Source organism: Streptomyces sp. NPDC048258, from assembly GCF_043201995.1.
Taxonomy (GTDB): domain Bacteria; phylum Actinomycetota; class Actinomycetes; order Streptomycetales; family Streptomycetaceae; genus Streptomyces.
In genome coordinates, this window is the sequence record NZ_JBICZH010000002.1 from 157,316 (window position 1) to 170,359 (window position 13,044).

A 13,044-nucleotide genomic window follows, 5' to 3' on the forward strand; every position below is an offset into this window, starting at 1 on the left:
CGGGCATCCGGGACCGCCCCTTCCTCATGTCACGGTGTCGCGCGTGACGTCACGCGCCGAGCCGCGCCAAGGTCGCCTCCAGCAGCCGTACGACCGAGGTGTCGGCCACCGCCGCCACCTCCTCGTACTGGAACCAGCGCAGGTCCAGGGACTCCTCGCTGATCTCCGCCTCCGCGCCGGCCGGCGCCAGCGCCGCGTACTGCACGTCCAGGTGCCAGTTGCAGGGCGCCGGGATCGGATGCCGGTCGAGGCGCACCGGCCCGCCGGGCAGCAGGCTCAGCCCGGACGCGATGCCCGACTCCTCGCGGGCCTCGCGCAGCGCCACCTCGGCGAGGGTGGCGTCGCCGGGCTCGCAGTGGCCGCCCATCTGCAGCCACATGCCCAGCTTCTTGTGCAGAGTCAGCAGGACGCGCTCCCGCTCCGGGTCGATCACCAGCGCGCTGCCGGTGATGTGCCCGGCCCCGCAGGGCTTGTAGACCCCGTCCGGATGGGCGGCCAGGTGCCCCAGGTAGACATCGCGCAGCTCGGGCTGGTCCTCGTAGCCCTTGAGGACGAGGACCGCGTCTTCGTGCAGGCTCACTTCTTCTCGTCGCCGTCCTCGTCGCGCTTGCGGGCGGCCTCGCCGAGCATCTTGTCGATCTCGGAGAAGTCGAGCTGCTCGCGGTGCACGAAGCCGTCCGGGTCGTCCAGGTCGGAGGCCGTCGGCAGCATGTCCGGGTGCTCCCACAGCCCGTCGCGGCCGTCCACACCCCGCGCGTCGGTGAGCGAGGCCCACAGCCGCGAGGCGTCGCGCAGCCGGCGCGGGCGCAGCTCCAGGCCGATCAGCGTCGCGAAGGTCTGCTCCGCCGGGCCGCCCGAGGCACGCCGCCGACGCATGGTCTCGCGCATCGCGTCCGCCGAGGTCAGACGCGGCTTCGCGGCCTCGTGCACCACCGCGTCGACCCAGCCCTCGACCAGCGCGAGCGCCGTCTCCAGGCGGGCCAGCGCGGCCTTCTGCTCGGGGGTGTCCTGCGGCTGGAACATGCCGCCCTGCAGCGCTTCCTGCAGCTGCTCCGGGTTCGACGGGTCCAGCTGGCCGACCACGTCCTCCAGCTTCGAGGTGTCGACCTTGATACCGCGGGCGTAGCCCTCGATCGCGCCGAACAGGTGCGAGCGCAGCCACGGCACGTGGGCGAAGAGCCGGGCGTGGGCCGCCTCGCGCAGGGCCAGGTACAGCCGCACCTCGTCCGCCGGGACGCCCAGGTCCTTGCCGAAGCTCTCGATGTTCAGCGGCAGCAGCGCGGCCTTGCCGGCCGGGCCCAGCGGCAGCCCGATGTCGGTCGAGCCGACGACCTCGCCCGCGAGCACGCCCACGGCCTGGCCGATCTGCTGGCCGAACATGGCCCCGCCCATGGAGCGCATCATCCCGAGCAGCGGGCCCGCCATGGCCTGCATCTCCTCGGGCAGCACGCTGCCCATGGCCGCGCCGACCCGCTCGGCGACCGGGTCCACGAGTTCCTTCCACACCGGGAGGGTCGCCTCGACCCACTCGGCGCGGCTCCACGCGACGGCCGTGGCGGCGCCCGCGGGCAGCGAGGTCACGCCGTCCAGCCAGTGGTCGGCGAGGCGCATGGCCTCCTCGACGGCGGATTTCTCGGCGACGCCGACGCTGGCGTCCTTCACGCCGTCCGCCGTGCCCTGCGCGACCGTCTGGCGGGCGATGTCCTTGGCCATGTCCCAGTTCACGGGACCGCCCTCGTAGCTGAGCATCTGGCCGAGCTGCTGGAAGGCCGCGCCGAGGTCGTTCGGGTTCATCGAGCCGAACATCGCCGCGAACGGATTGTCCGCGCCGCCGGGACCGCCCGCGCCGCCCGGGCCCGGCAGGCCCATGCCGGGGAACCCGAACGGATTCGCCGGGCCGCCCTGGCCGCCCTGATTGCCCTTCTTCTTGCCCTCGTCGCCGTCCTCCGGCTCCTCCGGCGGAAGGCCGAATCCGAATGGGGTGTCGCTCACGGGTTTCCTCGGCTCGTAGGGCCGCCGGCGGGTGCCGACGGGCAATGGTCCGACAACACCACCCAGCGTAGACACCAGAGCCGCTTACGGGCTCGGTGCTCCGCCGACTCCTGGGCTGCGGCAGGATGGACATCACCTGGTGGGTACGCGTCACGGCGCGTCCCTACTGAAGACAACCGCTGGAGACGCCCGGTGAGTTCCCCAGATCCGCACCCTTTGGACAAGCACAGCTCGGATAAGGACAGCCGCGTGACGCCCGACCCCGAAAACCGCCCAGAGCGTGACAACGCGCACGACGTTCGCCAGCCGCGAAACCCGGCCGTGCGAGGCCCCGTGATCGCCGTGACCGGCGCCGCGTCGGGCGTCGGCGCGGCCCTGGTGAGCCGCCTGGCCGCCTCCGACGAGGTCAAGCAGGTCGTGGCGATCGACGAGCGGCGCGGGGACTGCGCGGCCGCGCAGTGGCACGTCCTGGACGTACGGGACCCCGCGATCGCCGAGAAGCTGCGCGGCGCCGACGTCGTCGTGCACCTGGCGCTGGACCTGGATCTGGAGACGGACCCGGCGGCCCGTACGGCGTACAACGTGCGCGGGACCCAGACCGTGCTCACGGCCGCCGCGGCGGCCGGGGTGCACCGGGTCGTGCTGTGCACCTCCGCGATGGTCTACGGGGCCCTGCCCGACAACGACATCCCGCTCTCCGAGGACTCCGAGCTGCGGGCCACGGCGGAGGCGACCGGGGTCGGGGACCTGCTGGAGATCGAACGGCTGGGCCGCCGGGCACCGCGGGCGCACCCCGGCCTGAACGTCACGGTGATCCGCCCCGCGGTCCTGGTCGGCGGCACGGACACCGCCCTGACCCGGTACTTCGAGTCCCCGCGCCTGCTCGTGGTCGCCGGATCCCGTCCCACCTGGCAGTTCTGCCACGTCGAGGACCTGGTCAGTGCGCTGGAGTACGCGGCGCTGGAGAAGGTCGAGGGCGAGCTCGCGGTGGGCTGCGAGGGCTGGCTGGAGCAGGAGGAGGTCGAGGAGCTGAGCGGGATCCGCCGCATGGAGCTGCCCTCGGCGGTCGCCCTGGGCGCCGCGGCCCGGCTGCACCGGATCGGGCTGACGCCCTCCCCGGCCGGGGACCTGGCGTACACCATGCACCCGTGGGTGGTCAGCGTCAGCGGGCTGCACGCGGCGGGCTGGCGGCCGCGGTGGACCAACGAGGAGGTGCTGGCCGAGCTGCTCCAGGAGGTCGCGGGGCGGCACACGGTCGCGGGGCGGCGGCTGGGGCGCAAGGACGCCACCGCCGCGGGTGCGGCGGGTGCGACGGTCGCGCTGCTGGGTGCCGCCGCGGTGGTCCGTGCGGCCCGTCGGCGCCGGGGGCTCTGACCCGGCCCGCTGCCCGGCCCGCTGCCCGGCCGGGCCGGGTCCGGGCCCCTGCGGCGCCGCCGCGCAAGCGGCCCCGGGCTGCGCCCGGGCTTTCCGGGGCTCCGCCCCGGACCCCGCGCCTCAAACGCCGGCGGGGCTGGAGATGGCTGGGCCCCGTGCCTCAAGCGTCGGCGGGGCTGGAGATGGCTGGGCCCCGTGCTTCAAGCGTCGGCGGGGCTGGAGATGGCTGGGCTCCGCGGCTCAAGCGTCGGCGGGGCTGGAGATGGCTGGGCCCCGTGCCTCAAGCGTCGGCGGGGCTGGAGATGGCTGGGCCCCGCGCCTCAAACGCCGGCGGGGCTGGAGATGGCTTCGCGCCGGGGGCGGATGCGGCCGCCACCAGTGGGTTTCTGTAGGAGGCTCCCAAGCAGGCGGGCGCGGCCCGGGCGAATCAGCTATTTCGCCTTGTCAGCGGCTAGGGCACGATGAAGGCATGGCACCGCACTTCGATCACCCCGGCGAGCAGGCCGCGCAGGACCCGATCCGGCTGCTCGCGATCCGTGACACCCCGCTCTCGATCGACGAGGTCTTCCAGGCCGTCGGCGACGACGCGACGGGCGGTACGACGCTCTTCGTCGGTACGGTGCGCAACCACGACAGCGGGGCGGACGTCGACTCGCTCGGCTACTCCTGCCACCCGACGGCCGAGGCCGAGATGCGCCGGGTCGCCGAGCGCGTCGTGGCCAAGTACCCGGTCCGCGCCCTGGCCGCCGTGCACCGCGTGGGCGACCTGGCCGTGGGTGACCTGGCGGTCGTCGTCGCCGTGTCCTGCCCGCACCGCGGCGAGGCCTTCGAAGCCTGCCGGATGCTGATCGACGACCTCAAGCACGAGGTCCCGATCTGGAAGCACCAGACCTTCGCCGACGGTACGGAGGAGTGGGTCGGCGCCTGCTGAAGCCGGCCCGGGCGAGCCGACGGACGGAGTCCGGCGCAGGCGGCCGAAGCCTGTGAGGCGCCCTGGCGCCGAGCAGTGCGAGGGCGGCCGGGGAGGAAGGGGCCTTCGCCGACGGCACGGAGGAGCGGGTCGGCGCCTGCTGACGGCACCGAGGGGTGGATCGGCGCATGCTGTGAACCCCCCGGTCGTGGAGCTGCCTCCCGAAGGGGGTAGCCTCGCACCCGTTCGGCCGCGCAACACGCCCTCGATTTGCGTAACCCCTTCCCGGGCAGCAGCGTTGAAGCCACCAACGACACGTACTTCGGGGTAGGGAGGCACGCCCATGGCGTCACTGGCGTGGTTGCTGATTCCGCTGTTCGCCGCGATCGGAGCGGCGATATGGGGCAGCTGGGCGGCACGCGACCGCACGCAAGGCGACATATCCGAGCTCGCCGGCTACGCACGCTTCCGCGAAGCCATGGGAAAGGCCGAACAGGCCAGGCAAAAGGCAGAGGCTCACTCCGGTTCCGACGCCGTCTGACGCGTCCCGTGAGGGGCCCCGAGATCACCGAGAGCCTGAGGGCTCCGCGCACGGCCCCGTACGGACCGGCCCCACGGGCCGCTCGCCATGGCCGTCCCGTACTGTCGGATGCATGCCACGCCGCACTGCGACGATGCTCGCCTCCACCCTCATGCTGTTCGCGCTGCTCTGCGCAGGGGTGTTCATCAAGGTCCCGTACTCCGAGATGAGCCCCGGTCCGACCGTGAACACGCTCGGGGACTCGCACGGCGAGCCCGTCCTCAACATCTCGGGGCGCAAGACGTACCCGACGAGCGGGCACCTCAACATGACGACGGTCCGCGTCACCGGCGCGGACTACGACATGAACCTGGTGGAAGCGGTGTACGGGTGGCTGGCCGGCGACAACATCGTCGTGCCGCACGAGAACCTCTACCCGAACGGCAAGACGGACGCGGAGTCCACCCAGGAGAACGCCGAGGAGTTCAGCCAGTCGCAGCAGAGCGCCAAGGTGGCCGCTCTCAAGCAGCTCGGCGTCCCGGTCTCCGCCCGCGTCATCGTCGCCTCCGTGGTCAAGGCCAGCCCCGCCGACGGCACGCTGCACGCCGGTGACGTCATCAAGGCCGTGGACGGCGCCCCCGTCAACGCCCCGGAGGACGTGGCCAAGCTCGTCACCAAGCACAAGCCCGGGGAGCCGGTCGAGTTCACCATCGTGCCCGCCGCGGAGGCGGCCGAGGCGGCGAAGGCGAACCGCGAACCCGTCGGCACCACCAAGGTCACCATCACCGCGGGCAAGGCGGAGGGCGACGGGCACGCCATCGTCGGCATCCGCGCCGGGACCGACCACACCTTCCCGTTCACGATCGACATCAAGCTCGCCGACGTCGGCGGCCCCAGCGCCGGGCTGATGTTCGCCCTCGGCATCGTCGACAAGCTCACCCCGGAGGACCTGACCGGCGGCAAGTTCGTCGCGGGCACCGGCACCATCGACGACGCGGGCAAGGTCGGGCCCATCGGCGGCATCCAGATGAAGACCATCGGCGCCCGCCAGGCCGGCGCCGAGTACTTCCTGACCCCGGCCGAGAACTGCGCCACCGCCGCCGCCCACGTGCCCGACGGGCTGACCCTGGTCAAGGTCTCCACCATCGGCGACGCCACGCAGTCGCTGGAGAAGATCAGCAAGGGGGACACGGCCGGGCTGCCGCAGTGCAGCGCCAAGCCCTGACCGGCCCCGGGCCCCTGCTACGAGAAGGTCGCCGCCAGTGCCTCGGCCAGTCCGGGCACCAGGTTCCCACCGGTGAGGACCTCGGTCGAGGAGTCCTTCTCGCGCAGCCGTACGGCCGATTCGCGCGAGCCGTCGCGCAGCACGGCCACCGTCAGGCGGACCTCCTGCCGCTCCGGGTGTCCGGCGACCCACTTCGCCAGCTGCTTGTCGCTCAGCCCCTCCGGTACGGAGGCCTCCGCGGACGGCGGCAGCATCAGCCGCTCCACCGTCAGCGCGCAGCCGACGACGGAATCGGGCCAGGCGATGGTGCCCAGGAACTTGTCGAGCGGGGTCCCCGCCGGGACCTCGTCCTGCTCGACCGGGGTGAGGGAGGACTTGCCGGCGTCGTCCTGGTCGAGACCGAGCTGGCTCGCGAGGCGCGGCTCCTGCTTCTTGAGCCGGGCGGTGTCGACGAGTGCGAACAGGCGGGCGGGCTTGTCCCAGCCGAGGCCGGCCGCGTACTCGTCGATTTCGAGGCAGGCACGGGTCAGCGGGCTGGCCGCCATGGGCGTGCCGGGGGAAGGGGAAAGGTTGGACATGGACAACATCCTGCCTCCTTTCCACCGGATACCGGGAACTGACCAAGGCCTCGGAAAGTTGGATGAGTAGGGCTCTAGGATCGGGTGCCCGTTCAATACCAGACTCAGCGACTTTCGAGGTGCGCACCTTGGCTTTCCAGATGCCGGACCGCGGCGGAGGCCCTTCGGGGCCACGGATGAGAGTCGGCCGCCCGTCCCGGCGAGCCCGCACTCTCCTCATGACCTTGGGCGTACTGGCCGTCCTGGCCATGCTCTTCATCATGTTCGCGGGCTTCTGGACGGACTGGCTCTGGTTCCGCTCGGTGAAGTACTCCACGGTCTTCACCACCACGCTCTGGACGAAGATCGGCCTCTTCTCCGTCTTCGGTCTGCTGATGGCGGGTGCCGTCGGGTTCAACATCTGGCTGGCGCACCGGCTGCGGCCGCCGCTCAGCGCGATGTCGATGGAGCAGCAGAGCCTCGACCGCTACCGGATGAGCATCGCCCCGTACAAGAAGTGGCTGCTCCTGGGCATCGCCGTGATCGTCGGCCTCATCGCCGGCGCCTCGGCGGCCGGCCAGTGGAAGACCTGGCTGATGTACGTGAACGGGGTGCCCTTCGGGCAGAAGGACCCCGAGTTCCACCTCGACGTGTCGTTCTACACCTTCGACCTGCCCTGGTACCGCTTCCTGCTCGGCTTCGGCTTCGCCGCGGTCGTGCTGTCCGTGATCGCCGCGGCCGTCGTGCACTACCTGTACGGCGGACTGCGCGTAACCAGCCCCGGCGCCCGGGCCACCGCGGCGGCGACCGGCCACCTGTCGGTGCTGCTCGGCCTCTTCGTCACGCTGAAGGCGGTCGCGTACTGGCTCGACCGGTACGGCCTCGCCGTGAAGTCCAGTGACTTCAAGGCCGCCGACAACTGGACCGGTCTGCGCTACGTCGACGCGAACGCGTACCTCCCGGCGAAGACGATCCTCGTGGCCATCGCCGCGATCTGCGCCGCGCTGTTCTTCGCGACGCTCTGGCGACGCACCTGGCAGCTGCCGGTCATCGGCTTCGGTCTGATGGTGCTCTCGGCGATCCTGATCGGCGGCCTGTATCCGGCGATCGTGCAGAAGTTCCAGGTCCAGCCCAACGAGCAGGCCAAGGAATCCCCGTACGTCGAGAAGAACATCAAGGCGACGCGCGACGCCTACGGGATCGCAGGCTCCCAGGTCAAGGACTACCCGGGCGTTCCCGCCGCGGGGACGGACAAGGGCCAGCTGCGCAAGGCGGCCGACACGACCGCCAGCGTCCGCCTCCTCGACCCGAACATCGTCTCGCCGGCCTTCCAGCAACTCCAGCAGGTCAAGGGCTACTACGCCTTCCCGTCCACCCTCGCCGTGGACCGGTACAGCGGCCAGGACACCGTCATCGGGCTGCGCGAGCTGAACATCGGCGGCATCCCGAAGAACAACTGGATCAACGACCACTTCAAGTACACGCACGGCTACGGAGTGGTCGCGGCCAAGGGCACCACGGTCGGCGACCAGGGCGCGCCCGACTTCACCCAGTCCGACCTGCCCTCCAAGGGGATGTTCGGCACGGACTTCGAGCAGCGCGTCTACTACGGCGAGCAGACGAAGCAGTACTCGATCGTCGGCGGACCGCAGAAGGAGCTCGACTACTCGGACGACAAGGGCGAGAAGGAGACGAGCTACACCGGGAAGTCCGGCGTCAGCCTCGACAACCCGATCAACCGGGCGGCCTACGCGCTGACCTTCAGCGAGCCGCAGATCCTGTACTCCGGGGCCATCGGCGACGGCTCGCGGATCCTGTACAACCGCACGCCCAAGGAGCGCGTCGAGGCCGTCGCGCCGTGGCTGACCATCGACGGCGCCCCGTACCCGGCGGTCGTGGACGGCCGGATCAAGTGGATCGTCGACGCCTACACGACGACCAACGGCTACCCCTACGCCTCGCGCACCACGCTGGGCCAGAGCACCGCGGACTCGCTGACCAACAGCCAGCGCGCGGTGGTGGCGCAGGAGAACCAGGTCAACTACATCCGCAACTCGGTGAAGGCCACCGTCGACGCGTACGACGGCACGGTCAGCCTGTACCAGTGGGACACCCAGGACCCGGTCCTGAAGACCTGGATGAAGGCGTTCCCGGGCACGGTGAAGCCCAAGAGCGAGATCTCCAAGCCGCTCATGGACCACCTGCGCTACCCGCAGGACCTGTTCAAGGTCCAGCGCGAGCTGCTGACCCGCTACCACGTCACCGACCCGCAGACCTTCCTCAGCGGCAGTGAGGCCTGGGCCGTCCCGGACGACCCGACGACCAAGGCCGGCACGGCGGTCCCGCCGTACTACCTGTCGATGAAGCTGCCGGGCCAGACGGAGAAGGACCAGGTCTTCTCGCTCACGACGACGTTCACGCCGAACGAGCGGGACAACCTGAGCGCCTTCATGGCGGTCAACGCCGATCCGGGCACCCCGGACTACGGCAAGATCAGCGTCCTGAAGCTGCCGACGAGCAAGCCGGTCGACGGCCCCAAGCAGGTCCAGAGCAAGTTCCAGTCCGAACCGAAGATCGCCGAGTCGATCCGCCTGCTGCGCGGTGGCGACTCGGAGGTCGAGTACGGAAACCTGCTCACGGTCCCGCTCGACGGCGGAATGCTCTACGTGGAGCCGGTGTACGTGCGCAGTTCGGGCCTGAAGTACCCGCTGCTGCGCAAGGTGCTCGTGACCTACGGCGGCCAGACCGCGTTCGAGGACACGCTGGAGAAGGCGCTGAACGTGGTCTTCGGGGCCGAGGCCCCGACCACGCCGGTGCCTCCGACGCAGCCGCCGGGCGACGGCACGACGCCGCCGGCCGCAACGGACCCGACGGTGAAGGCGGCGCTCACCGACGCCCAGAAGGCCATCGAGGACGCCGAGAAGGCCAGGCAGTCCGGTGACTGGGCGGCCTTCGGCAAGGCGCAGGACGAGATCAAGGCGGCGCTGCAGCGGGCGATCGACGCGGAGGCGAAGCTGACCGCGCCCAAGCCGGGCAGCTAGCGATAAATCGGTAATGGTTCCGTCCCGCGTCGTGATACTGTGGTTTCACCGACGCGGGGTGGAGCAGCTCGGTAGCTCGCTGGGCTCATAACCCAGAGGTCGCAGGTTCAAATCCTGTCCCCGCTACTGAAGATGAAGGCCCGGATCCATGGGATCCGGGCCTTCGTCATGCCCAGGGACGGACACGCGGTAGCCAACAAGGGTGAGTTGGGGCGGGAGCGTGTTTGACTTGACTCTCTATGGGCATGTCGACAAAACGCTGTAGTGACCTCACTGGCTGCGACATACCAGGTGTACGCGGGTAGCAGGTGATGCGACGATGGGATTTATGGGGGACAGGTCAACTCTGCTGGAGACAGGGCGGTTTGTGAGGGCGGAGGCCGAGCCGGGTACGGGAGCCGGTGAGTCGGCTCCCGTTGCCAACGCGCAGACCGCGCTGACCGATGCGGAATTCTTGGACAAGCACAGCGCGGAGGAAGTGTTCGCCGAGACCGATACGGCGAGCGACGCCGAGCTGGAAGCCCGGCACCGGGTGGCCGCCGACAAGGGCGACCCGGGTGCCATGAGCGTGCTCGGGGCGCTGCTGCTGCGCCGCGGCGACCTCGCCGGCGCCGAGCCGTACCTGCGCGGCGCCACCGGGGAAGGGGACCGCGCCGCCGCGAACAACCTGGGCGTACTGCTCCACCAGCGGGGCTACCCCGAGGAGGCGGCCGGCTGGTGGCGGGTCGCCGCCGTGGCCGGATCCGCGCCGGCCGCGCACGCCCTGGGCCGCCACTTCCGCGAGCGCGGGGACGAGCCCGCCGCCGAGTACTGGCTCCGCCAGGCGGCGGAATCCGGCCACGCCCTGGGCGCGTACGGGCTGGCCGACCTGCTGGAACACCGGGGGGACAAGGGCGTCGAGCGGTGGTTCCGCGCCGCCGCGGAACAGGGGCACCGCGAAGCCGCGTACCGGCTCGCGCGGCACCTGCGGAAGGGCGACCCCACCGAGGCCGAGCAGTGGTACCGGCAGGCCGCCGCGCGCGGGCACCGCCGTGCCGCGCTGCACCTGGGCGCGCTGCTGGAGGCGCGCGGGGAGCTCAAGGAGGCAGGGCGCTGGTACCTGACCTCCGCCAAGCAGGGCGAGGCCCGGGCGGCCTGCGCGCTGGGCTTCCTGCTGCGCGACGCCGGGGACGAGGACAGCGCCGCCGCCTGGTGGCACCGGGCGGCGCAGGACGGCGACGGCAACGCCGCGAACGCCCTGGGCGCGCTGCACGCGGCGCGCGGGGAGACCCAGACCGCGGAGCGCTGGTACCGGACCGCCATGGACGCGGGCGATCAAAACGGGGCGTACAACCTTGCTCTGCTGTGCGTCGCACAGGACCGGACCGCGCAGGCCGAGCAGTGGTACCGGCGCGCCGCGTACGCCGGACACCGCGAGGCGGCCAACGCGCTGGCCATCCTGCTGCTCCAGGGTGGCGACGCGGAGGGTGCCGAGCCGTGGTTCTCGAAGGCGGCCGAGGCGGGCAGCGTCGACGCCGCGTTCAACCTGGGGATCCTGTTCGCCAGCCGCGACGAGGACCGTACGGCGCTGAAGTGGTACGAGCGGGCCGCGTCGGCGGGACACACCGACGCCGCGCTCCAGGTCGGCATCGCGCTGGTCCGGGACGGGGAGGAGCGGGCCGCCGAGCGGCACCTGCGGTGCGCGGCGGGCGGCGGCAGTGCGGAGGCAGCCTTCCGGCTGGCCTCGCTGCTGGAGTCGCTGGCTCCGCCGCCGGAGCCCGTGGCGCTGGGCGAGCCGGTGGGCGGCGCGCCGCGGACCGAGAGCGAGGAGTGGTACGAGCGGGCCGCCGAGCTGGGCCACCGCCGGGCCCAGGTGCGGGTCGGCATGCTGGCCGCGGCCCGGGGCGACCTGGCGGTCGCCGCGCGCTGGTACCGGGAGGCGGCCGAGGCCGGGTCCCGGAACGGGGCGTTCAACCTGGGGCTGCTGCTGGCCCGCGAGGGGAGCGAGCCGGAGGCCGCCCTGTGGTGGACCCGTGCGGCGGTGGCGGGCCACGGTCGCGCCGCGCTGCGGCTGGGGCTGCTGGCGGCGCGGCACGGGGACCTGGCGGAGGGGCAGAAGTGGTGCGTGCGGGCCATGGAGTTGGGGCCGGAGGAAGTGTCGGAGCGGGCGGCTCGGCTTCGGGAGGCGCTTGCGGAGGAGCTCTCGGCCTGATCCCTGGCCGGGGGCTCCGCCGTTCCTGCGGGGGCGGTGCCGTTGCCGGGGCTCCGCGGTTGTCGGGTGCGGCGCCGTTGCCGGGGCGCTGCCCCAGACCCCGCGCCTCAAACGCCGGCGGGGCTGGAATGTGCCCGGCGGGGCTGGGTGGATTACCGGTAGAGCCAGGACGTGGCGCGGGCATACGTGTGGCGGAAGACGAAGGGCATCAGGAGGTCGTTGACGCGGCGCTGGAGCGTGCCCGGGGTCTTGGAGTCGCGGTTGGTCGCGGCGGCCTTGGTCATGCGGGCCGCACGGGGACGGCGCAGCCGGGTGTACGCGGCCAGGGCCGACGGGATGTCCGGCGCCTCCGAGACGCACCCGGCCAGGGCCACCGCGTCCTCGATCGCCATCGACGCGCCCTGCCCGGCGCCCACCGGATGCGCGGCGTCGCCGATGACCACGGTGCGGCCGTCGTGCCAGACGGGCAGCTCCGGCAGCCGGTGCATCGGCATCGCGCGGTCGACCCGCGTCGCCGCCCGCAGTACGTCGAGCGGCATCCGCGAGGAGCCGTACAGCTCCGTCAGCAGGCCCAGGGTGACCTCCGCCGGGTCCGGGGGCTCCGGTGAGGCCACCTGGGCCGACCACCACACCGTGCCGTCCGGCGCCGGGATGTACAGGAACGCGCCCCGGTGGCCGAAGACCATGTGGAAGGTGCCCGGGGCGAGACCCAATCCCTCGGAGACGCCCGACACGCTGTAGAGGCCCGCGTACTCCACGGCCGGCGCCGCCGGGTCCAGCGTGGTGCGGGTCGCCGACCAGATGCCGTCCGCCGCCACGACCAGGTCTCCTTCCGCGGCCGCCGGGTCCACCCGCTGCCCCGTCACGATCCGGGCCCCCGCCCGCTCCGCCTCCGCGCGCAGGACCTCCACCAGCCGCCCGCGCAGCAGGGTCGTGCTGTGCAGGGTGTCCGAGGCCAGCCGGCCGCGGGGCACCGTGCCGAGGAGCTTGCCCGACGCCGACCACATCAGCTGGTCGGCGACCTGGAAGCCGGCCGCCTGGACCTGGGCGAGGCAGCCCAGCTCGTCCAGCCCGCGCAGCCCGTTGACGGCGAGGCTCAGGAACGAGCCCACCTGCCCCGCCGGATCCTCGTACGCCTCGTAGACCGTGACCTCGGCGCCCGTGCGCCGACGCAACGCGATCGCGCTCGCCGCTCCGGCCACTCCGCCCCCGATGACTGACACACGCATGTGAT

Annotated in this window: 10 protein-coding genes and 1 tRNA gene; 7 read left to right on the top strand and 4 right to left on the bottom strand. The window is 72.0% G+C overall.

Annotation, left to right across the window (positions count from 1 at the left end; genetic code table 11):
- Positions 1-49: 49 nt before the first annotated feature.
- The gene (locus ACGFYQ_RS04895; RefSeq protein ID WP_393740028.1) at positions 50-580 is read right to left on the bottom strand and encodes an NUDIX hydrolase; all 531 of its coding nucleotides are present in this window, start codon (positions 578-580) and stop codon (positions 50-52) included.
- Positions 577-1,992 (bottom strand): zinc-dependent metalloprotease, encoded by a 1,416-nt coding sequence (locus ACGFYQ_RS04900; RefSeq protein ID WP_393740030.1) that lies wholly within the window; start codon positions 1,990-1,992, stop codon positions 577-579. The genes ACGFYQ_RS04895 and ACGFYQ_RS04900 overlap by 4 nt, the downstream gene beginning before the upstream one ends.
- A gap of 192 nt (positions 1,993-2,184) precedes the next feature.
- Between ACGFYQ_RS04900 and ACGFYQ_RS04905 the strand changes: the two genes are divergently transcribed.
- From ACGFYQ_RS04905 to ACGFYQ_RS04920, 4 genes are all read left to right on the top strand, one after another.
- Positions 2,185-3,366, top strand: coding sequence for an SDR family oxidoreductase (locus ACGFYQ_RS04905; RefSeq protein WP_393740032.1), 1,182 nt, complete (start codon positions 2,185-2,187; stop codon positions 3,364-3,366).
- Positions 3,367-3,835: 469 nt separating this feature from the next.
- A complete protein-coding gene (locus tag ACGFYQ_RS04910) occupies positions 3,836-4,297 on the top strand; it encodes a molybdenum cofactor biosynthesis protein MoaE (protein ID WP_328927537.1) in 462 nt (153 codons plus the stop codon).
- A gap of 322 nt (positions 4,298-4,619) precedes the next feature.
- Positions 4,620-4,817, top strand: a complete 198-nt coding sequence (locus ACGFYQ_RS04915) for a hypothetical protein (RefSeq protein WP_393740035.1) — start codon at positions 4,620-4,622, stop codon at positions 4,815-4,817.
- A gap of 112 nt (positions 4,818-4,929) precedes the next feature.
- Positions 4,930-6,021: a PDZ domain-containing protein gene (locus tag ACGFYQ_RS04920; RefSeq protein WP_393740037.1), complete on the top strand. Its 1,092-nt coding sequence runs from the start codon at positions 4,930-4,932 to the stop codon at positions 6,019-6,021.
- A 17-nt stretch (positions 6,022-6,038) separates the two neighbouring features.
- Here ACGFYQ_RS04920 and ACGFYQ_RS04925 read toward each other — a convergent pair whose 3' ends face one another.
- On the bottom strand, positions 6,039-6,608 hold the full coding sequence (locus ACGFYQ_RS04925) for a PPA1309 family protein (protein WP_393740039.1): 570 nt from the start codon (positions 6,606-6,608) through the stop codon (positions 6,039-6,041).
- 131 nt (positions 6,609-6,739) lie between these two features.
- On the opposite strand from ACGFYQ_RS04925, the gene ACGFYQ_RS04930 reads away from it, so the two are divergent.
- From ACGFYQ_RS04930 to ACGFYQ_RS04940, 3 genes are all read left to right on the top strand, one after another.
- Positions 6,740-9,619, top strand: a complete 2,880-nt coding sequence (locus tag ACGFYQ_RS04930) for a UPF0182 family protein (RefSeq protein WP_393740894.1) — start codon at positions 6,740-6,742, stop codon at positions 9,617-9,619.
- Between the two features lie 52 nt (positions 9,620-9,671).
- A tRNA-Met gene (locus tag ACGFYQ_RS04935) sits at positions 9,672-9,745 on the top strand.
- A 202-nt stretch (positions 9,746-9,947) separates the two neighbouring features.
- The gene (locus ACGFYQ_RS04940) at positions 9,948-11,810 is read left to right on the top strand and encodes a tetratricopeptide repeat protein (protein WP_393740041.1); all 1,863 of its coding nucleotides are present in this window, start codon (positions 9,948-9,950) and stop codon (positions 11,808-11,810) included.
- A gap of 152 nt (positions 11,811-11,962) precedes the next feature.
- Here ACGFYQ_RS04940 and ACGFYQ_RS04945 read toward each other — a convergent pair whose 3' ends face one another.
- Entirely contained in the window at positions 11,963-13,039 is a 1,077-nt protein-coding gene (locus tag ACGFYQ_RS04945; RefSeq protein ID WP_393740043.1) for an FAD-dependent oxidoreductase, read from the bottom strand.
- Between the last annotated feature and the right edge of the window lie 5 nt (positions 13,040-13,044).